Here is a 20,709-nt window from a genome sequence, read left to right as displayed (position 1 = left end):
GGGAGCCGGTACGGAGGACCTCACCGCGATACTGGCGGGACGAGCTGCGGCTGTCGCTGCACCGCCTGCTCGTCCAGGAGGCCAACCGGATCAACGCCAGCGTGTGGCCCATCGACGACCACGGCTATCTGGTGGTGGGCACCAAGGGCTCGATCGCGGCGGCCACCGACGGCTTCCGCGTGCTGCCGTTCGCCGCGAGGATCCGCGACGAGCTGGGGTTGGCCGTCGAGGTGGGCATCGGCATGGGCCGGACCGCCCATGAGGCGGAGACCCACGCCCGGGGCGCGCTCACCCGTACCCAGGGCGGCAAGCAGACGCAGGGTTTCGCCGTCGACCGCGAGGGCCGGGCACTGGTGCCGCCGCCGCGCACGCCTCCGCACCCGGCCGCGCCGTTCAAGCCGAAGGGGGTCGAGGTGCTCACGCGCCTGGCCGCCAAGCTGGAGGACGGCGACACCGTCGTGGACGCCGAGAGTGCCGGGCAAATGCTCAGCGTCACGCCGCGTACGGCCCGGCGGTTGCTGCGCACGCTGGTTGACGAGGGGCTAGCGTGGCCGCTTCCGCCGAACCGCACGCCCCAGCCCGGCCGCCCGCGTCAGCTCTACCGGCTCATCGTGGAGAAGCTGAACCGCTGAGCGTCTCCCCGAGGTCTATTGTCATGACCCATGGGACAAGACGGTCGTGACATACGGGTGTGGCTGGCGCTCGCCGCCGTGTACGTGGTGTGGGGCTCGACGTACCTCGGCATCAGGATCGCCATCGAGACCATGCCCCCGCTCACGAGTGGCGGGCTCCGCTTCGTCGCGGCCGCGCTGATCCTCGGCACGGTCCTGCTCATCAGGGCGGTGCCGTACCGGATGACGTGGAAGCAGTTCGGAGGCGCCGCGCTGGTCGGCGTCCTCCTCCTGACCGGGGGCAACGGCATGGTCGCCGTGGCCGAGCAGCACATCTCCAGCGGCCTGGCCGCGCTGCTCATCGCCGCCACCCCGCTGTGGCTGATCGTGCTCAGGACGGTCTTCCGCGACCGGCCGCACGTGCTGACCCTGGCCGGAGTGCTGGTGGGCTTCGCCGGCGTCGCCTTCCTCTCGCTCGGCTCGGTCGGGGGCGGCGGCCCCGCGGGCAGCGGTGTGGGGATCGCCGTGGTCGTGCTGGCGTCGCTGTCGTGGTCGGTCGGCTCGTTCCTGTCCCAGCGGATCGCGATGCCCGCCAACCCCTTCGTGGCCAGCACCATCGAGATGGCGGTGGGCGGTGTCACGCTGCTGGCGCTCGGCGCGGCCCAGGGCGAGCGGCTGCACCTCGCCGAGGTGAGCTGGCGGTCGTGGGCGGCCCTGGCCTACCTGGTGCTGGCGGGCTCTCTCATCGGGTTCACGTCCTACATCTGGCTGCTCGGGCACGCGCCGATCTCGCTGGCCTCCACCTACGCGTACGTGAACCCGGTGGTGGCGGTGATCCTCGGGTGGCTCATCCTGTCCGAACCGGTCACCGTCATCATGCTGGTCGCCGGCGCGCTGATCGTCGCGGGCGTCGCGCTCGTCGTCTCCACGGAACGCCGCAGGCCCGCGGCCACGACCACTCCCGAGCCCCAGCCGGACCCCACCTGACCAGATATTCACAACGATGCCGGTACCGCCTCTTTCAGCGGTACTTGAGGCGGGCCTGGCGGGGGATGTCGCCGAACTCGCCGGCGTGGAAGTCCTGGAAGGCCTTGGTGATCTCAACCCGGGTGTTCATCACGAACGGGCCGCCGATGGCGACGGGCTCCCTGATCGGCTGCCCGCTGTAGACCATGACCGTGCTCCGTCCGTCCCCGTCACCTGCCTCCAGCGCGATCGACGAGACGGGCGCGTCGGGAACCGGGTCGGACCAGGCGATCTGACCTGCCCTTACGGCGCGTCCGGCGATCGTGAACCGGCCGTCCATGACGTACAGGAAAGCACGGTCCCGGCCCGGCAGAAGATGCTCGAGGCGCCGGCCGGGCTCCACTGTGATGATCGCGCCGGAGATGGGCCACTCGTTGACCGCCGGCCCGGTGACGCCGTCCACCTCGCCCGCGATCAGGTCGATCCGGGCGCCGTCCCGCTCGATGACCGGCCGTCGTGCGGCGAGCAGGTCCTGGTATCGGGTTCCGGTCAGCTTCCGCTTCCCGGGCAGATTGACCCAGAGCTGAAGCGTGTGCGCCCGCTCGTCGCGGAAGGCGAGCTCGCGGTGGATGATGCCGCGTCCCGCGGTCATCCACTGCACGTCCCCGGTGGTCAGCGCGCCGGCGTTGCCGGCGTTGTCGCCGTGCTCGAGGACGCCGTCGACGACCATGGTCACGGTCTCCAGGCCGCGGTGCGGGTGCCACTCGAAACCCGGCGAGGAGAACCAGTCCTCGCTCAGCACCAGGAACGGATCGGTGAGCTCTGGCCGCGTCGGTTCGATGATCACGTACTTGTCATCCACCTGTGCGTCCGGCCCGAGGTGTGTCTTCGTCTCGACCCGGGCGATGGTGCGCTGCGCGGTGTCCATGGTTACGCATCCCATCCATCGAGTTGATGTGTCTACTCAAGATTATGCGACTGAGTAGATATGTCAACTCGTTGATAGAGTGGCCTCATGGCGCAGCTTGGATTGACCGAACGCGAGCTCCACGCATGGCGGACGTCCTTCCGGATGGTGGAGCTGCTGCGAACACGCATCGAGCAACAGCTGCAGGCCAGCAGCGGCCTGTCCAACGCCGACTACACCGTGCTCGCCCTACTGGCCGAAGCGCCCGACAGACGGATGCGCGCCTACGAGCTCGGTCGGGTCGCCGGCTGGGAGAAAAGCCGCATGCACCACCAGCTCACCCGGATGGAGCGGCGAGGCCTGGTCGTCCGGGAACGGTGCGGCTCTCGCGGCATAGACGCCGTGCTCACCGCAGAGGGCCTCGCCGCGCTCAGGAAAGCCGTGCCCGGCCACGCCGAAGAGGTCCGGCGCCTGTTCATCGACCGCCTCACACCCGAAGAACTCGAACGGTTCGCCGACATCGCCGCCAAGATCCTCGACAACCTGCAAGCAGCCCAGCCGCCCGCCATCACATAGCCACGCCACGGTCTGCCGACACATTCCCGGGCTCCCTATAACGATCACATCGTCTGGCTGCCAATGGCGGCCGGGCCTGCTACCAAGGTCACAAAGGCTGTCGGCCCCCTGGAGTGACCCATGCGCAAAGGGATCACCTACTCTGACGCGGTTCGCCTTCTCGGCCAAGAGAGCAAGGTGGCGAAGGTCCTCAGCGGCGCGCTGCTCGATGCCACGCCGCTCGGTGGCGTCCTCTCCCTGTTCGACGTCAAGGACGAGGCCGTACGGCTCGGCACCAACGTGGCGGGCAAGCTTCGCGACCGCGTCACCGGCCTGAACCGCTACGACCGTACGGCACGGCTTGAGGCGGCCCACGCCGCCATCATCGTCGCCGCGTTCTTCCAGGCTCTCGACGAGATGCGGTTGCCGTTCGACCCGAAGGAGCTCCGGCTCACAAAGGACGAGCAGGTGGCGTTGGCCGGGGGCGGCGCACGCCAGGGATCGTTCCTCGCGAAGCTGATGACCATCGAACCAGCCGGCTTCCGGGCACATCATTCCTATGCCGAGACTCTGGAGTCGATCAGGCAGTACTACCGCGATCTCGCGGTAGAGCTTGCCTCGTTCGTCGCCGGTTTGGCCGTTCGCGACCGATTGAACGCCACCAAATGGACTCACGGCGAAAGCGCCTTACGGCAGGAACTCCCCGAAGCAGATGGACTGCCACGCTACGGTTTCCCTGCCTTGGCGTAATCGAGTCCCAGAAGCGCGGCAACTTCGCGGACCGACGCCTCATCGGGCCCCTCGATCTCGAAGAAGGTGGGCAAGTCCGGCAAGATATCAAGCGATCATTTACGCGGGCTGGGAGGAGGGATCCGACAGGGGTCGATCAGCAAGGGTCTCGGCCCACGTTCTGATCATTTCCAGGTGATCTGGTTGAAGTCCGACCCTGGGAGCGGGCTGAACGAGAAGGGTTGACGCCCCGGCCATTGTCCGATGCACGGCCCAGGCATGATCGGCAGGGGTGAAGTCGTCGTCGATCCAGGCGGCGGGAGCGGTGCCGAGCCATGCCGCGACGGGATCGCGTTTCCACAGATAGCCGTTGGGATGGCTGGACGTGATAGCGGGGCGGCCCAGTTCGACGTGGGGGAACGGCGGCAGTCCGAGTTTGGGGCCGATGAGCGTGCTCGCGTCGCCGCGCCAACTGGTGCACCAGACGGGGGTCAGCGGCAGCTCATCGATCAGTTCCCTGAGCATGAGGCCGTGGGCGGGGTTCAGCCAGATCGGGACCGGGGTGGCCGGGTCATAGTCTGTGGGCACGACCATGTGCCGCTCGTGAGTCGCCGGGCTGCTGCCGTCAGCCTGGGGAAACGGGATGAGGACACCGTCGATGTCGATGAGCAGGTAGATGGTGGGCATCACAGCACCTTCCTCGCATGCAGTGATCAAGGCTTGTGGGCGACAATGAGCAGGGTGGTCGGTCCGTCGGCGAGATCGGGACCGGTCAGGTGGCGCACTTCATCGACTTCGAGATCAGAGGCCGCCAGCAGCGTCATCCAATCTGGTATGGCGGGCTCCCAGCGCTGGATGGGTACCTTGTCACCGGAGGGCAGTAGCAGGGTGTTGTCCCGGTGGCGACGGCTCGGGTGAGGCACGCTGAACGCGAGCAGGCCACTGGGCCGTAACGCTGCGGAGATCGCGGAAAGCAGGAGGTCGGGTGGCGTGAGTCCGACCGCGCCGAAGACCGAATAGCAGACCGCGTACGCCTCTCGGTGCTCACGCAGGAACTCGGTCGCATCCGAGGTGACGAACGTGATGCCGGGCAGGTACCCATACAGGGTCCTGGCCCGTTCGATCTGACCGGTCACGATGTCCACGCCCACCCCGGTGATGCCATGGGCTTCGACGAGATGGGCCAGGTGATGCCCAGGACCGCAGCCAAGCTCGATGACGAGACCTGACACAGGATTCCCGAGAATCTCAGCACCCGGACCGGCGTGATCAGGATGTGGGGTCCAGTACATCCGGTCCGGCGTCTTGGCCGGACCTGGCGGTTCGCTTGCCCGACGCTGGCGGGCGTGTTCCTGCCACGCCAGGATGTTCATGCTGTGAGCAGGCGCACGGCCTCGCGCAGGTGACGCCGTACCGCTGTGATATAGGCCGGGTCGGTGGTGGGATCGTTGATCCAGTGCACGGCCTGGTCCATGAACCACTCCACGATCCAGACCCGGTGCCAGCCCAACGCCCATACCTCGGCGGGCAAACCGCCGCGCGAAGTCAACGCATCTGGATGGCCTCCCGTGGTGACGTAGGCCTCGATAAGTTCGCGTACCCGAGAGGGGTTCGCGGGCTGCTGGGTACCGGGCCAGGAGGCCAGGTCGAGCAGTCCCGGGCCGTTGAACGCGCGGGCGAAGTCCAGCAGGCGCCATCCGGTCCGCCCGATGTGCAGGGAGGTCGGGTGGAACTCGGAATGGCACAGCCCGAACGGTGGCCGCTCCGCTCCCTCGGCTCGTACCGATGCCACGCCGTGCAGGGCGGTCAGCATCTCGCCGACATCGGATGCCGACTCCCAGCGGCCAACCTGCCGCAGGTAGTCGAAGTGGGCCAGCGCCCGCGACGGGAGCCTCGGCAGGCTTTCGGTGTCGAGGGTGATCGGCAACATCTCGGACGGGCGGATGCGGTGCAGCACGGCCGCAGCCGCGGCCCCGTCCTGGTCGGTGGCCTCTCGGGCAGGTTCGCCCAGGTCCTCCATGACCATGCCGAGGATCGCACCGCTGACCGCCGAGCCGTGCAACTCAGGGACGGGCACGCCATGCATCGCGGCGAGCTTGAGCGCGCGGTCCTCACCGGTGAACGGCTCGGCGGCGAACTTGAAAACGGCGGTGGCCCCGTCGGGGAAGCGTAGCCGCTCCACGGCCGACAGCGACCAGGCGCGGATCGGCTCCCGCTTCGGGTCACCGGCGAACCCAGCCTTCACCCACAGCTCTACGCACAGTCGGGAAACGGTCAGTTCGTCCAATGAGTGCTCCTCATACTCAGCAGAAAGGGGACCGTACGGCCCGCAGCAGGAGTGTGGGCCGTACGGGATGGGTCAGTTGGCGGTGGTACGGCAGGCGTAGACCTGGGAGATCCATTCCTCGCGGAATCGAGTCAGCTCCGTACGGAAGGTCTGCATCGAGGCCCCGTACGGCACACAGGCTCCGCCGGACTGGTTGGGCACGGACTGGCAGCCGTGGACCAACCGGCCGCCGAGTGCAGCGTGCGCCTTGATCGACTCGATGCGGCGATACTCGTTGAACCAGGTGCCGTGGTAGACCTCGTCGAGCATGCCGCCCTCCTCCTCATCCAGGTCGAAGACGACGGATGTGGCGGCGGGGAAGAACCAGCACGGACCGACGTTGGAGATGTGCCCATCCAGCTCGACCTTGTTGAGAGCCATGAAGGTCGCAGCCTCACGGAGCATCCGGAGGTGGTCGGCCGTCACCTTAGGCAGGTCGAGGCTGGGCAGGTGCTCATCGCGGAACAGGTAGCGGTAGACCTCCCAGGCCGTGGCGAGCACCTGTCCTGCGTTGGGGGTGGAGAAGCCGTGGGTCTTCACGAACTCCAGGGCGAGCTGCTCCACCGCGGTCTGGGCGGTCTCCTCGATGCCGAGGAGTTCGTCGGCGATCCGCTGCCAGTCACACAGCAGCCAGGTGGAGTTCTCGAACCGGAAGAAGTACTTCTCCGGGTCGACGGTGACGGTCGTCCCGTCCACGGTGATCCCGGGGATGCGGTTCCAGCGCGGGTCGAACGCCACCGGCAGTTCGACGGTGAACGTAGTGAGCTGGTTGCTCACGGTCATCGACTCACTCTCCTTCGGGTTGGGAATGATGATGGAGGGGAGCTATCGGGCCTGCCCGACGAGCAGGCGCTGCCAAGGCACGGCGGCTTTGGCTGTCAGGAGCCATTCCGTCTCGCGAACGTCCATGCCCTTGGACATCCGAGCGGTGCGTCGGATGAACATCAGGCCGCCGGCCGAGCACAACTCGTAGATGACGGACCTGCACTCACATGTGTGAGAGCGCACGCGGACGCGAGCGCACCGCGCCGTCGGCTTCCTCCACACGACCTTCTCGTGAACCGCGCGCAACGGCGCCACGTGAGGCCCGTGGAACGGCTTCGGCAACATGCTGTTTCGGGACATGACTTTTACTCCCGGACGTCTTCACGAATCGCGCGGCTAACGGCCGACTTCGGCGAGCACGTTCTCAATGCGATCAGCGGCATAACCGACATCCGTGACCAGGGCGATCCGCTCGGGCCATGGGAACCAGTAGCTCCATGCGCCCTCCGAGTCCGGAGCGACCAAGACGTTCTCCGTGAGCACGGGGGCCTCAGGGTTGATCACGATGAGGTGGGGGGCACGCCCCTTAGTAGTCCGCAGTCGTACGGCGAAGCGCCGCGTCTCCAACTCCGACGCAAGGCTTTGGAGCGCGTTGTAAACGGCCCGCGGATCGGTGAGGTCTGTCTTCATGACGCGACCGTAAGGCCGCGTCCGGTGCGCGAACCCAACCAGCGGTTGGGGGTGTACTCAGGCGATGACGCGAACTCGTGCGGCGAGATCCAGCAACGAGGCGGGAGGACGCCGTCGCGATGAGATCATCTCCTCAATTGTCTGCCTCGCGAACGGGCTGAACACGATGGTCTCCGCTGACTGCGTCTCGGACAGGCGGAGTGATCTCAGCGCCGACTCGAAATCCCGCTGCCGCATCTGCCCCCGAGCCAGGTCCAGCAGATGCTGAGCCCGACGGTTGGACGAGGGAATCGTGGAGACCTCGATGGTTCTGGCCCGGTCGATGGCCGCCCTGGAGCGTCCTGTCTCCACTTCGATGGCCACGGCGTAGATGCCCACGTTCGCCTGGCCGAACATCGTCAAGGGGTTGTGATGGGCGGGTCCAAGTGCGGACGCGGCGGTATGAGCCATGTCCCAATGCCGCCAAGCATCGGCGGCGCGACGTTTCTTGGCATAGGCGATGGCCGTGAACAGCTGGAGTGAGCCCCATGCCGACAGCGCGGCCTCGGAGGTTTTCAGCTTCCGTTCCAGATAGCGGGCGGCAGTGGTGGCCACCTCGCAGGCTTCATCGGCTTGGTCTCGACCGAGCGCCGCCATTGTGGACGTCCACGCGGAGATCGCGATCAAGTGCGGGTCATCGGTTTCCTCAGCCGCCGTCATCGCACGATCGGCCGCACGAGCCGCCAGTTCGGTTTCGCCGACGCAGTAGAGGAAGCGCTGGGTGAGCTGAAAGGTCTCCGCAACGAGCCCCCACGTGGTCGGGCACATACTGGGCTCAACCGCCCGGTGCAGGGTCAGCACGTCCCGCAGCAGCCCTGAGGCCACCGCTCCCAACGCAGTGTACGGCCGGACGGATCCGTGCCAGGCCGACCACGCCAAGGCCAGGCGCCGCCGTACCTTCTCGATCTCTGCCAGCGCGTTCGGCCTCGACTGCGCATAGAGGATAGGCGTCGACAGCACCTGGCGAATGGCCGGAACGGCCTCATGCCGGATCCTGCCACCGTCGGTAACAGTGCAGGCCAGCCCCTGAAGTCGATCACCTACTATCACGGCGAGGTCGCGAACACCCAGCACGTTCGCGAGCCTGACCAAGGTGGAAAGCTTGTCCAGGCGCTGCTCGCCGCGCTCGACCTGGCGAAGCCACTCCTCCGTGCGCCCGCACAACTCCGCGCAGGCGCGAAGCCCAAGGCCCTTACGCAACCGCAGCGCCCGTACGCGTTGTCCGATACGCCGGTCCGTTGAACCGCTTTCCAGGTGCTCAGTCGACATGGCGTGACCTCACGCTGGGGACATAGTGTTCGCCTCAGACCACACTAAGGTTGTCTATCGGTCAGCGGATAGTAACCGTAAGTGCTTGATAGCGGATGGAGAACAGCCCGTATGACGCAGGAGAAGCCGATTCTGTATGTGGTCGCATGCGGAGGGCGGCCTGCGGCCGAACTGCCCGCCCTCATCGAGCGCCTGCAGGCGGACAACTGGACGGTCTGTGCGGTCGCCACGCCGTCGGGCACGAAGTTCATCGACACCGACCGGCTCAGCGAACTTACCGGCTATCCCGTGCGCAACGACTACAAGCGGCCCGAGGACCCCGACATCCTGCCCGCTCCCGACGCAATCGCCGTCGTGCCCGCGACCTTCAACACAACCAACAAGTGGGCTCAAGGCATCAGCGACACGTTGGTGCTCGGCCTGCTCAACGAAGCCCTCGGCCTCGGCCTGCCGATCGTCTCCGTGCCCTGGCCCAACCACGCGCTCGCCCTGCACCCCGCCTTCACCCACAGCGTTGCCCTGCTCAGGGAATGGGGCGTGTCGGTCATTCTCGACCCTGACCGGCTTCCTGCCCCGAATTCCGGCGCCCCGGGTGCGGTCTCGTTCCCCTGGGAGGAACTCCACAAGGAACTGCACGCCCTCCGGATCCGCCTAACCGAGGCTTGATCAGGGCCCCCCATGTCGGTCGTCCCTGACGTACTCCTCGCGCCCGTCGCTCTGCGCGACGAGCGGCCGGGCAGAGGTTTCCCTGGTATAGCCAGCCTCTGACGTGGGAAAACAGCTTCCTGCGGATAGGAAGTTGATAAGTTCAATTAGCTGAGCCCAAGGTGTATCAACTTCGGGCGGGTGTTTCTTCGCTCGACGGCGTCAGGTCAGGAAGGACGCGGCGGCGGTGAGGAAGGTGTCGTTGGACTCGGTGTCGCCGATGGAGATGCGGGCGCCCTCCCCGGCGAAGGGCCGTACGGCCACGCCCAGGGCGGCGCAGCGCTCGGCGAACTCCATGGTGCGGTCGCCGAGCCGGAGCCAGACGAAGTTGGCTTCGGTGGGCGGCACCGTCCAGCCCTGGGCCGCCAACGTCTCAAGGACCCGGGCCCGCTCCTTGACGACAGTCTCCACCCGCCCGTAGAGCTCGTCCTCGGCGGCCAGCGACGCGATGGCGGCGGCCTGCGCGATGTGGTTGACCGCGAACGGCAGCAGCGTCTTGCGTACGGCCTCCGCCACCGGCTCGTGCCCGATCAGGTAGCCCACCCGCAGCCCGGCCAGGCCGTACGCCTTGGAGAAGGTGCGCAGGACGGCGACGTTGCCGCGCTCACGGTAGAAGTCCAGGCCGTCGGGCACGTCCTCGTCCCTGATGTACTCCCGGTAGGCCTCGTCGAGCACCACGAGCACGTTCTCCGGCACCCGGTCGAGGAAGCGGCGCAACTCGGCGGTCCGGTTGACCGTGCCGGTCGGGTTGTTGGGGTTGCAGACGAAGACCAGGCGGGTCAGCGGCGTGATCGCCTCGGCCATCGCGTCGAGGTCGTGTGTCTCGTCCTTCAGCGGCACCTGGACGGACGTCGCGCCGGAAAGGTCGACGAGCAGCGGGTAAGCCTCGAAGGATCGCCACGCGTAGACCACCTCGGCGCCCGGCTCGCCGACCGCCTCCAGGACCTGCTGCGCGACCGCCACGGACCCCGCGCCCAGTGCGATGTGCTCGGCCGGCACGTCGAACCGCTCGGCGAGCGCCTCGGTGAGCCGCACCGCGCCGGGATCGGGATAGCGGTTGATCTCGGTCGCCGCCCTGGCGATCGCCTCGATCACCGAGGGCAGGGGCTCGTGCGGGCTCTCGTTGGAGGACAGCTTGTACGAGCGGCCATCGGGAGAGACCACCGACTTGCCCGGCTTGTATGGGGCCATGGTCTCGAGGATCGAGCGGAATCGCGGCATACCGTTACCTTAGAAGATGCTCTCGAAGAACAGGCTACCGATATTCGGGCAAGTCACTCTGCCTCACTTGTAGTAGACGTACAGCGACTTCCAGGTGCCGGAGTACTCGCAGTTGAGCGACGGCTTGGCCGCCTTCTTCTCGGAGCAGACCTTGAGCTCGACGTCGATGACGTTCTTGAGGGAGAACGAGATCTTCTTCTTCACGCCGTAGGAGCAGGTGCGGTAGTTGCGGTACGCCAGTTTCGGCTGGTTGGCGGAATCGTATGTGGTGAAGCGGAAGACGGCCCATCCGCAGGTCGACGGCGTACGGCTCAGGCTGACGACACTGCCGGTGACCTTGACCAGGGGGTTGGGCAGGCTGGGGTCGTCCTTCGCCGCGGCGGTCAGCGTGCCCAGCGCCTTGGCCTTCGTGCCCCTGGCGTAGTAGGGGCCCCACTTACTGGAGGAGGCACTGGCGGTCGAGGCGCCGGCGGTCGAAGCGTTGGCGGATGAGGCGGTGATCGGGGCGAGGACGAGAATGCCGGCCGCGAAGGCGATGCCTGCCAGGGAGCGTGTGATCATCATGACGGGGTCCTTTCGATCTGCTGGTGGCAGCAGTCTGTATTCAGACGCTTTCAACTCCCTTGAGGAGTGCTGAACGGACGGGCCGACGATCGCCTGTCGTGCCGGGACCGGGCTGGTTAGGATCGCGGCGTAAGCCTGGATGAGGAGCGACATTGATGACGAGCGGTGTCGAGGGCGAGGGGCTGCGGGACGCGGACCCCCGGCGGATCGGGCCGTTCCGCATCCTCAGCAGGCTCGGCCAGGGCGGCATGGGCACGGTGTTCCTCGGCCGGGACGCCGACGACCGCGAGGCCGCGGTCAAGGTGATCCACCCGCACTGGGCGGCCGACCCGGATTTCCGGCGCCGGTTCCAGCGCGAGGTGGCCGCCGCGCAGCGCGTCGCCCGCTTCTGCACCGCCGCCGTCCTCGGGGCGGGCGTGGACGGCGACGTCGCCTATCTGGCCACCGAGTACGTCCCCGGCCCCACGCTCCAGGAGGTCGTACGGGCCCGGGGGCCGCTGTCCGGGTCGAGCCTGGAGGCCGTCGCGGTGAACGTCGCGGTCGCGCTGCAGGCGATCCACAACGCGGGTGTGATCCATCGGGATCTCAAACCGTCGAACGTGCTGCTGTCGCCCGTCGGTCCCAAGGTCATCGACTTCGGCATCGCCCAGGTCACCGAGGCCGGCGTCGAGATCAGCAGCGTGATCGCGGGCACGCCGTCCTTCATGTCGCCGGAGCAGGCGAACGGTGAGCGCCTCACCCCGGCATCGGACATCTTCGCCTGGGGCGCCCTGGTGGCCTACACCGCCTCGGGCCGGGCGCCCTTCGGCACCGGATCCATCCCCAGCATCCTCTACCGGGTGATTCACACCGACCCCGATATCTCAACGCTCGAGCCCGAGCTGCGGGCGATCGTCGAGCGGGCTCTGGTCAAGGATCCCGCCCAACGTCCCACCGCGCAGCAGCTCCTCGACCTGCTCACCGGCCGCGTCACCCCGACCGCGGCTTCAATCCCGACCCCGGCTCCGGCCCCGCTCGTGGACCCGCCCATAGACAGGGAACAGGCCGGTGAGCCGGTCCCCACCCGCATGAGCTCGCCCCGAGGCCGTCGGCCCAGGTTCCTGACCGGGTTGGTCGCGGCCGTCGCGGCCGTCGTCACCGCCGGGGTCGTCATCACCGTCCAGCTGACGTCGTCCCAGTCCTCCGGCGAGTCCTCCGGTTCGGCCGAGAAACCCGGCACCGCGCAGAGCGCCAAGGGAAACAACACGGAGGCCGGCGGTAGTCCGTCAGGCAGCGGGTCGTCGAATCCGTTACGTGATCCGAACGTACGGCTCCATGTGCCCGCCGACGGCGACGCGGCCCGCCAGGCGTCGGCGTGGGAGGCGTCCGGGCGGACCGCGGACGCCGCGCTGATGCGGAAGCTGGCCGAGATCCCCCAGGCCGTATGGCTGAGCCAGATGACCGCCACCGAGGCCGCCCGCGCCACGAGCGGGGCACTGGACGCGGCGGTGCGGCAGGGCGCGCTGCCGGTCTTCGTCACCGACCACATCCCGCTGCGCGCGTGCAACGAGAACGGCGCGGCGAGCCCCGAGGCGTACCTCGACTGGATCGACGCGATCGCGCGGGCCGTCGGCGACCGCGCCGCGGTGTTCGTGCTGGAGCCCAACAGCCTCGCCGAGCTCCCGGCTTCACAGGACTGCGCGCGCGGCGACGCGAAGGACCAGCAGGCCCGGTTCCGGATGCTCGCCTCGGCCGTCGGCCGCCTCCGCGCCCTGCCGCACGCCGCCGTGTATCTCGACGGCAGCCTGGAGCACTGGCCGTCCCTCGACGTCATCGCGGCGCGGTTGATCAAGGCGGGGATCGGCAGGGCCGACGGCTTCTACCTCAACGTGGCCGGGTTCCAGCCGACGGATCGGCTCGTCGCGTACGGAACCCGGCTCGCCGAATGCGTCGGGGACATCTCAGCCGGCCGGGGCTGCGACACCACTTCCGAGAACACCCGCCCCGAGAACACCGAGGGACTGCCGCACTTCGTGATCGACACGAGCAGGAACGGCAAGGGGGAGTGGGAGCCGCCGGCGGGCAAGTACAAGGACCCGCAGGAATGGTGCAATCCTCCCGGGCGTGGCGTCGGTGCCCGGCCGACCAACCGGACCGGCAGCGGACTCGCCGACGGATACCTGTGGCTCCGGCCACCCGGCTTCTCGGACGACCGATGCACGCGCGGCGCGGCCGGTCCGAAGGATCCGATCTATGGGATCGTCACGCCCTATGGCGGCGTCTGGTGGCCGGATCTCGCGCTCCAGCGTGCCAGGGACGCCGTCCCGCCTCTCTGATCCTATTTTCAGGGTTCTTCACTAAGATCCAGCGGCATGTGGCGGAAAATCAGCATTGTGATGGCCGGGCTCTGCACCGCCGGCCTGTGCGTAACCCCCGTGACGGCCGGACCCGCGACGGCGTCCCAGACCGCCACCCACGTGAAAGTCACGCCTGAGGCGACGGCGAAGGCGAAGGCGCAGGCGCAGGCCAAGCCGTACTGCGCGAAGCACAAGTGCATCGCCCTCACCTTCGACGACGGCCCGTGGCCGTACACGCCCGAACTGCTCGACACGCTGAAGAAGCACCGGGCGAAGGCCACGTTCTTCCTGCTGGGCCGGAAGGTGGCCAACCGGCCAGAACTGACCCAGCGCATAGCGGCAGAGGGCCACGAGATCGGCAACCACACCTGGAACCATCCGGACCTGACCAAGCTGCCCGACGATGAGGTTTTCAGCGAGATCAACAGCACCTCGGACATCATCTACCAGACGATCGGCGAGGCCCCGACGATGATGCGGCCGCCGAACGGCGCCACCAACGCCCATCTGGCCCAGCTCATGGCCGAGATGGGACTGCCGCAGATCCTGTGGACCCACTCCACCCTCGACTGGCAGGCCAGGAACACCAAGGTCATCGCCGAACGTACGCTCGCCGCCGCCGAGCGGAACGCGGTCATCCTGCTGCACGACATCGTCCCGGAGACCGTCAAGGCCATGCCCGGCGTGCTGACGAAGCTGGAGAAGCAGGGCTACAAGTTCGTCACCATCACGACCCTGCTGCAGGGCCGGGAGCTGCGGGGAGGGGAGATCTATCCGCCTCGCCCGAAGAAGAAGTGACCACCTCGACCACGCCGGCCACGCCGACCCGGTCGACCATGGCGAGTGAGCGGGTGAGCGCCGCCTTCAGCCGGGGCTGAAGCGGCCGCTCCACCAGTCGGTGGATTCCGTACGCCACGGCCAGGACGGCGACGACCACCAGCGACAGCGTGAGCCGGTTCCCGAGCACGGGGTGGAGCGCCTGGATGAGCAGAAATCCGACATGGTGGTGGAAGAGATAGAGCGGGTAGGTCAGCGCGCCCAGCGTCGTCAGCCAGCGCCAGTCGAGCCGATCGAGTGAGCCGCGCGCCACCAGGATCATCACCAGGAAGATCAGCGAGATCACGCCGACCACCAGCGCGGATCCGACGGCGGGGCCGAACCTGGTGAACGCGGCCGGCTTCTCCCCCAGCACGTTGACGAGCGCGAGCACCCAGCCGACCCCGACGAACAGCCACGGGAAGAACGATCCGCCGAAACGGTGGACGAGGTAGAGCGCCATGCCCGCGATGAAGTACGGCGCGGCGAACGGCACCAGCACGGCCTGGAGGAGATCGGCGTTCACCCGTTCGGCGACGACGAGGAGGAACACCCAGCCGCCGAGGAAGGCCAGACAGCGGCGGTAGGTGATGCCGATCGCGGCGAAGCAGGCGACGAGCGCGTAGAAGACCAGCTCCTGCCAGAGCGTCCAGTACACGATCTCCAGGTCCCTGATCCGCAGGCCGTGCTGGAGCATGGTCATGTTGGCCAGCAGCTGGCTGAAGGTGGGCCGGTGGTCGGTGATCAGCCCGCCGACGGCCAGCGCGCCGAGGATGAGCACGCTCGCCCAGTACGCCGGGTAGAGCCGGGCGATCCGCGAGACGGCGAACTCGCCCGACGAACGGCCCCATGCGCTCATCAGGATCACGAACCCGCTGATGACGAAGAACAGCCGCACGCCGTAGACGCCGAACATCGTGACCGCGCTCAGCGCCGGGAAGGCGTTGGATGTGCCCCATGCGCGGGTCTCGCCGAAATGGAACAGCACCACCCCGAGCGCCGCGCAGAACCGTAGAAGGTCGAGGACGCGCAGCCTCGGAGGCTCGGGGAGTTTGGCCGGCGCATCCGAACCGCGCTGGGCCGTGAAGAGCATAGGCCGGAATATATCCTGAAAGATCCCTGAACGACGATCAAACTCGTATGCCCGGCACGGCCTAGACGCGGAGCATGGGGGGATGAAGGAGTACGGCCGGGCCGCGGCGGTAGAGCATGGCGGGGCGGCCGCCGTCCCGGGTCGTCGTACGGCCGGTCGGGATGAGGAACCCCCCGGTCTTGGTGACCTTGCGGTGGAAGTTGCGCGGGTCGAGCTGCCGGCCCCACACGATCTCGTAGACGCGGCGCAACTCCGCCACCGTGAACTCGGGTGGGCAGAACGCCGCGCCCAGCGAGGTGTACTCCAGCTTGCCCCGGGCCCGCTCGACCCCGTCGAGCATGATGCGGCGGTGGTCGAAGGCCATCTCCGTCAGCTCGGCGACCGGCTGCCAGCTCATGTGCGCCTCGGTCGAGGCGGGCAGGTCGGGGGCGAGACCCAGGTAGGCGACGCTGAGCACCCGCTGGCGGGGGTCGCGGTCGGGGTACCCGTACGAATGCAGCTGCTCCAGATGAACCGGCGCACCCGGGAGGCCGGCCCGCTCCGTCAGCACCCGGGCGGCGGCGGCGGGCAGGTCCTCCTCCAGCTTGATGAACCCGCCGGACAGCGCCCACCGGCCTTCGTACGGGGGCCGGTCGCGCCGCCACACCAGCGCGCTGAGCTCCTGGGATCTGACGGTGAGCACGACCAGATCCACGCTGACCGGGATTCGCGGGATCATGACAGGCACGCTACACGGAATTACGGTAGTAGACCGGCTCCGCCGCCTTCCTGCCGTCGGAGGTGGTCACGTCGACGCGCACCCACACGTCCTGCGGCACGCTGGCCCAGTCGACCGGGATCCAGACCTTCTCGGTGCCGACCGGCAGCCCCTCGATGGGGGCGGTGTCGCGCCGGCCGACCACGGCCGCGTCGATCACCCGCGGCGTCTCCACGCCGGTCCAGCTCAGCGTGACCTTGGCGAAACCGACGTGATAGCCCCGGATTTCCAGACCGCCCTGGCCGTCCTGGGCTTCCTGGTCGACGCGCCGGGCCTCGATCGCGATGGGCCGGTCCCAGTCATCGGAGATCTCCTTCGACAGGGAGGGCGAGTCGCAGGTGAAGAAATCGCTCCACATGTACGAAATGATCTTCGAGACGTACGGCGCGGCCAGCGCGACCTGGGTGTCCAGCCGGGCCTTGTCGGTACGCCCCCGGGAGGACTGACGGCCGCACGTGTCGCCGTCGGTGGGCGTCGGCTCGAACGCCTCCACGTTGGCCCACAGCCGCACGTCGATGCCCTCCTCGGCCAACTCCGTACGGGCCTGCGCCATCGCCCGGTAGTAGTCACGGGTCGAGCCGTAGTAGGCCGCGGCGTAGGTGGTGTCGCCGACGACGGGCTTGAGGCGGTCGTCCACCGGCTTGTTCTTGAGGTTGGGCCAGTACAGGCCGACCTTGCCGGTGCCCCGGCCGTCCTGCGGCGCGATGATCCCCACCCCGGTCCTGGCGAGGGCCTTGAAGCCCGCGGCGACCTGCGCCGGGGTGGCGGTGTACTTCTTCTGCCTTCGGCCGTCGAGGTAGGGGCTGACGAGGATCGGCTTGCCCGGCAGCACCTGCTCGACGATCCGGTGCTGCTCCTCGTAGACCAGGAGCGTCTGGAACTTGCTCGGATCGGTCCAGTCGCGGATCTGCAGCTCGAACGGTTGGTAGACGCCGCCGAGCGAGGCCCGGCCGGCGAAACGGTCGCCGTAGTCCTGCAGGACGCGCCGGGTCAGCGTGGTGAGCGTGCCGATGTGCCGGGGGTCGGCGGTCGCCGTCTTGACGAAGTCGCGCGGCGCGAGCGGCAGCGCCGGGAACACCTGGATGCCGAACCGGTCCCCCAGGTCGAGCAGCTCGGTGAGGCTGTCCTTCTGCCCGGCCGAGACCAGGATCAGGTGATAGCGCCGCCCCTTGGAGGTGAAGTCGCAGGTCGGGTCGTCCGAGCCGTCCTCGGGGGCGATCAGCCGGTAGAAGACGGCGCCGTTCACCTCGATCTCGTGCTCTATCGACGGGCAGCGGAAGATCCCGGGACCGAAGCGCTCGTCGGTACGGTAGACATAGGTCCAGGTGATCATGTTGCCCGGGTTGGCGGCCTTGAGGTCCTTCTCGGCCGCCTGCACGCAGGTGAGGCCGTTCTCCTCGCACTTGGCGTAGCGCCCGTCGGGCTTCGGATCCTCAGCGGTCTTCCCCTGGTTCCCGCTCACCGGGCCTGCGCCGTCACCCAGCCTGCTCAGGACCCGGCCCTCGCGGTCCACCGGACGCGGCGACAGGCCGTAGCCGAGCCGTACGACCGTGTCCCCGCCGAGGCGGTGGATGGCCTGCAACTGCCGGCGCCAGGTGCACGGGTCGGAGGTGGGGATCAGCCAGTAGCCCGTGACGGCGTACGGCGTGGGCGCGGTGGTGTCGAAGGTGCCGCACGGGTCGGTGAACGCGCTGGCCGTGGGCGAGGGCGGTCCCTCCTGCGGAGGTGAGGGCGAGGCGGCGGGCGAGGTCACTTCGGTGCCGGCCGTCCGCGGCCCCGGCGCCACCCCGTCTCTCAGGACGATCACGACGGACGCGACCCCCGCGAGGATCGCGATGCCCAGGATGAGAATGAGCCAACGCAACTTCAGGACAACTACCGCCCGTCGTTCTCTGGGTTCGTGAATCCGCCGGTCAACGGCCCTTGACGCCGCCCCAGGCCTCGAGCTGGGCGACGAACCGGCGTGCCGAGCTCGGCCAGTGGTGGTTGGCGCGGGCCGCGGCGTAGCCCCGCCCACCGGTCGCGCGCCGCGCCGCCGCGTCGTCCCTGAGCCGCAGCACGGCCCGGGCCACGGCGTCCGGATCCTCCCAGGGGACGATCGCGCCGCACTGGTAGCGCTCGACGAGCTCCACGGCACGCGGCGACGGCGTGGTGATCACGGGGATGCCGTGCGCCATATACTCGATGATCTTTGTGGGCATGGAGTGCCGGTAGTTCGGCTCGTCATGCAGCAGGGACAGCCCGGCGAGCGCCCCGTCGAGCCGCTTCAGCGCCTCGTCGTTGGGCATGAAGTCACGCCATTCCAGCAGGCCCTCGGCGACGGCGTCGTTGAGCACCGGCCGGCTCTGCGGGTCGGCGTACCCGATCAGCTCGACCGCGACGCGATGCGGCTGGAGCAGCCTGGCCACCTCGACGGCCTCGCGTACGCCCCGGGCCTCCGACAGCCAGCCGAGATAGACCACGCGGTCGTCGCCGGGCGGGCTGACGCTGTCGGGCACCCACGTCTCGTTCGGCACCACCAGGTGAGACTGCTTGAACCGCCCGGCGTAGGCCGACTCGGCGAGCAGCAGGTGCAGGTGGCGTTCCGCCGTACCCTCCAGGAGCCGGGCGAGGAACCGCATCGGCGGCCGCAGGAAGGCGGGCAGCCACGGCTTCAGCGAGAGCGTCGCGGGCGTGTCCTCGTGGACGTCCCAGACGACCGGCGGGCGGCCGCGGACACCGGCCACCGCGAGCAGCAGCTCGGGATCGTGGATGAGCGCGACGTCCACCTTGCCGCGCATGCTCCTGAACAGCCTGCGCGCGGCCCGTACGGCGGCCAGGCGGCGCCGTTCCGCCGCCCTCGGCAGGTCCACTCCATTGACCCACGGGCGGGGCACCACCCCGCGCGCGGTGTACGGGGCCGCGTACGTGACCTCATGACCGGCGTCGACGAGTGCGCGGATCTGCCGGTGCAGGATCCGGGCGTCCTCGGGGTGATGCACCACCGTCATGACGAGCACGTGCACGCGTGGACCCTCCTACAACCGTTCGACGCGATCGCCGGTCGAGAGCACGCCGCGAGTGTCGAGCACGAGCCGGGCCCGATTCTCCACCACGTCCATATCGAACACGGAGTGCTGCTGGAGCAGCACGGTGATGTCGGCCGCCTCGACGGCTTCGGCCAGGTTCTCGGCCCGCGGGATCGCCCTGCCCTCGACCGCCCATTCGGTGACGTAGGGGTCGCAGTACGCCAGGTCCGCGCCCAGCTCCAGCAGCGCCTCGGCCACCGGGACGGCGGGAGTCTCGCGCTGGTCACCGATGTCGGGCTTGTAGGTCACGCCGAGGAGCAGCACGCGGGAGCCGTTCACCGCCTTGCGGTCCCGGTTCAGCAGCCGCTGCACCCGGGCCACGACATAGGACGGCATCCGCTCGTTGATCTCCTGCGCCAGCTCCACGAAGCGGAAGGGGTAGCCCAGCTTGCGCACGGTGTACGACAGGTAGGACGGGTCGACCGGGATGCAGTGGCCGCCCACCCCCGGACCCGGGAGGAACTTCTGGAACCCGAACGGCTTGGTGGAGGCCGCCTCGATGGCCTCCCACAGGTTCACGCCGAGCTCGTCGCAGAAGATCGCCATCTCGTTGACGAGCGCGATGTTGACGTGGCGGTAGGTGTTCTCGAGCAGCTTGGCCATCTCGGCCTCGCGGGTGCCGCTGACCGGCACGACCCGCTCGACGAACCGTGCGTAGAAGGCCGCCGCCCGGTCCCGGCAGGCGCTCGTGTAGCCGCCGACGACCTTGGGAGTGTTGCGCAGGCCGAACTTGGGGTTGCCGGGGTCGATCCGCTCCGGCGAGAAGGCCAGGTGGAAGTCCTCACCCGCGACCATCCCGGACTTCCGCTCCAGGATGGGCCGCACCAGCTCGTCGGTGGTGCCGGGCCAGGTGGTGGACTCCAGGACGACCAGGGTGCCCGGCCGCAGACGCTCGGCGATGGCGCCCACCGCGCCCTCGACCGCCGACAGGTCGGGACGGTGGTCCTCGTCGAGCGGCGTCGGCACGCACACGACGATCGTGCTCGACCGCGCCAGCACGGAGGGGTCCAGCGTGGCAGTGAAGCCGCTGGAGACCATGGCGTCGAGATCGGCGTCGGTGAGGTCGTCGATGTACGACTGACCGGCGTTGATGGCCTCGACCTTGCGAGGGTCGACGTCCAGGCCAGCCACCCGCAGGCCGGCCGCCGCGGCCTCCTTGGCCAGCGGCATGCCCACGTAGCCCAGTCCGATGACCGTGAGATCGATTGGAAGATCGACGGAGGTCACGGCATTACCTGGGGAGTGGCCTGAGGGCGGAAACAACACTTCATGGTGGCAAAGGTTATCTCAAG

At 68.3% G+C, this 20,709-nt stretch carries 21 protein-coding genes; 7 read left to right on the top strand and 14 right to left on the bottom strand.

Features of this window, described 5'->3' with window-relative positions:
• Together Mth01_RS25475 and Mth01_RS25470 are read left to right on the top strand one after the other, a co-directional pair.
• The coding region (locus Mth01_RS25475; RefSeq protein ID WP_239089995.1) for a GTP cyclohydrolase IIa at positions 1-632 on the top strand (632 nt) is incomplete at its 5' end.
• 30 nt (positions 633-662) lie between these two features.
• Entirely contained in the window at positions 663-1,598 is a 936-nt protein-coding gene (locus Mth01_RS25470) for an EamA family transporter (RefSeq protein ID WP_204018483.1), read from the top strand.
• 34 nt (positions 1,599-1,632) lie between these two features.
• On the opposite strand, the gene Mth01_RS25465 is transcribed toward Mth01_RS25470, so the two are convergent.
• Positions 1,633-2,505 (bottom strand): pirin family protein, encoded by an 873-nt coding sequence (locus tag Mth01_RS25465; protein ID WP_204018482.1) that lies wholly within the window; start codon positions 2,503-2,505, stop codon positions 1,633-1,635.
• Positions 2,506-2,592: 87 nt separating this feature from the next.
• Here Mth01_RS25465 and Mth01_RS25460 point away from each other — a divergent pair, with 87 nt between their 5' ends.
• Together Mth01_RS25460 and Mth01_RS25455 are read left to right on the top strand one after the other, a co-directional pair.
• Entirely contained in the window at positions 2,593-3,060 is a 468-nt protein-coding gene (locus tag Mth01_RS25460) for a MarR family winged helix-turn-helix transcriptional regulator (RefSeq protein ID WP_204018481.1), read from the top strand.
• A 120-nt stretch (positions 3,061-3,180) separates the two neighbouring features.
• A complete protein-coding gene (locus Mth01_RS25455) occupies positions 3,181-3,789 on the top strand; it encodes an NACHT N-terminal helical domain 7-containing protein (RefSeq protein WP_204018480.1) in 609 nt (202 codons plus the stop codon).
• Positions 3,790-3,888: 99 nt separating this feature from the next.
• On the opposite strand, the gene Mth01_RS25450 is transcribed toward Mth01_RS25455, so the two are convergent.
• From Mth01_RS25450 to Mth01_RS25425, 6 genes are all read right to left on the bottom strand, one after another.
• On the bottom strand, positions 3,889-4,455 hold the full coding sequence (locus Mth01_RS25450; protein ID WP_204018479.1) for an HAD domain-containing protein: 567 nt from the start codon (positions 4,453-4,455) through the stop codon (positions 3,889-3,891).
• A gap of 26 nt (positions 4,456-4,481) precedes the next feature.
• Positions 4,482-5,000, bottom strand: a complete 519-nt coding sequence (locus tag Mth01_RS25445; RefSeq protein WP_204018478.1) for a class I SAM-dependent methyltransferase — start codon at positions 4,998-5,000, stop codon at positions 4,482-4,484.
• Between the two features lie 137 nt (positions 5,001-5,137).
• Complete coding sequence (locus tag Mth01_RS25440; RefSeq protein WP_204018477.1) at positions 5,138-6,055, bottom strand: phosphotransferase family protein; 918 nt, start codon at positions 6,053-6,055, stop codon at positions 5,138-5,140.
• Positions 6,056-6,127: 72 nt separating this feature from the next.
• Positions 6,128-6,877 (bottom strand): hypothetical protein, encoded by a 750-nt coding sequence (locus Mth01_RS25435; protein WP_204018476.1) that lies wholly within the window; start codon positions 6,875-6,877, stop codon positions 6,128-6,130.
• Between the two features lie 378 nt (positions 6,878-7,255).
• A complete protein-coding gene (locus tag Mth01_RS25430; RefSeq protein WP_204018475.1) occupies positions 7,256-7,549 on the bottom strand; it encodes a hypothetical protein in 294 nt (97 codons plus the stop codon).
• Positions 7,550-7,606: 57 nt separating this feature from the next.
• A complete protein-coding gene (locus tag Mth01_RS25425; protein WP_204018474.1) occupies positions 7,607-8,857 on the bottom strand; it encodes a helix-turn-helix domain-containing protein in 1,251 nt (416 codons plus the stop codon).
• 111 nt (positions 8,858-8,968) lie between these two features.
• Here Mth01_RS25425 and Mth01_RS25420 point away from each other — a divergent pair, with 111 nt between their 5' ends.
• Entirely contained in the window at positions 8,969-9,523 is a 555-nt protein-coding gene (locus Mth01_RS25420) for a flavoprotein (RefSeq protein ID WP_204018473.1), read from the top strand.
• Between the two features lie 201 nt (positions 9,524-9,724).
• Here the strand turns inward: Mth01_RS25420 and hisC are convergent, their stop codons facing one another.
• Together hisC and Mth01_RS25410 are read right to left on the bottom strand one after the other, a co-directional pair.
• Entirely contained in the window at positions 9,725-10,783 is a 1,059-nt protein-coding gene (gene hisC, locus Mth01_RS25415; RefSeq protein ID WP_204018472.1) for a histidinol-phosphate transaminase, read from the bottom strand.
• 63 nt (positions 10,784-10,846) lie between these two features.
• On the bottom strand, positions 10,847-11,347 hold the full coding sequence (locus tag Mth01_RS25410; RefSeq protein WP_204018471.1) for a hypothetical protein: 501 nt from the start codon (positions 11,345-11,347) through the stop codon (positions 10,847-10,849).
• 155 nt (positions 11,348-11,502) lie between these two features.
• Between Mth01_RS25410 and Mth01_RS25405 the strand changes: the two genes are divergently transcribed.
• A complete protein-coding gene (locus tag Mth01_RS25405; protein WP_204018470.1) occupies positions 11,503-13,662 on the top strand; it encodes a glycoside hydrolase family 6 protein in 2,160 nt (719 codons plus the stop codon).
• 36 nt (positions 13,663-13,698) lie between these two features.
• Positions 13,699-14,481, top strand: coding sequence for a polysaccharide deacetylase family protein (locus Mth01_RS25400; protein ID WP_204018469.1), 783 nt, complete (start codon positions 13,699-13,701; stop codon positions 14,479-14,481).
• Here Mth01_RS25400 and Mth01_RS25395 read toward each other — a convergent pair.
• The 5 genes from Mth01_RS25395 to Mth01_RS25375 all read right to left on the bottom strand — a co-directional run bounded on the left by Mth01_RS25395 (position 14,411) and on the right by Mth01_RS25375 (position 20,644).
• The gene (locus Mth01_RS25395; protein ID WP_204018468.1) at positions 14,411-15,592 is read right to left on the bottom strand and encodes an acyltransferase family protein; all 1,182 of its coding nucleotides are present in this window, start codon (positions 15,590-15,592) and stop codon (positions 14,411-14,413) included. The two genes, Mth01_RS25400 and Mth01_RS25395, sit on opposite strands and share 71 nt — an antisense overlap.
• Positions 15,593-15,653: 61 nt before the next feature.
• Positions 15,654-16,310, bottom strand: a complete 657-nt coding sequence (locus Mth01_RS25390) for an NUDIX hydrolase (RefSeq protein ID WP_204018467.1) — start codon at positions 16,308-16,310, stop codon at positions 15,654-15,656.
• A 10-nt stretch (positions 16,311-16,320) separates the two neighbouring features.
• Positions 16,321-18,213 carry a DUF4434 domain-containing protein gene (locus Mth01_RS25385; RefSeq protein ID WP_204018466.1) on the bottom strand — a complete coding sequence of 631 codons (1,893 nt, stop codon included), beginning with the start codon at positions 18,211-18,213 and terminating at the stop codon, positions 16,321-16,323.
• Positions 18,214-18,262: 49 nt separating this feature from the next.
• Entirely contained in the window at positions 18,263-19,354 is a 1,092-nt protein-coding gene (locus Mth01_RS25380) for a glycosyltransferase (RefSeq protein WP_204018465.1), read from the bottom strand.
• 12 nt (positions 19,355-19,366) lie between these two features.
• On the bottom strand, positions 19,367-20,644 hold the full coding sequence (locus Mth01_RS25375) for a nucleotide sugar dehydrogenase (protein WP_275409029.1): 1,278 nt from the start codon (positions 20,642-20,644) through the stop codon (positions 19,367-19,369).
• Positions 20,645-20,709: the final 65 nt, after the last annotated feature.

The sequence above is a fragment of the Sphaerimonospora thailandensis genome (genome assembly GCF_016863115.1).
Taxonomy (GTDB): Bacteria; Actinomycetota; Actinomycetes; order Streptosporangiales; family Streptosporangiaceae; genus Sphaerimonospora; species Sphaerimonospora cavernae.
The sequence above is the reverse complement of the archived record's forward strand: the minus strand, read 5'-3'. Positions and strand labels throughout refer to the sequence as shown.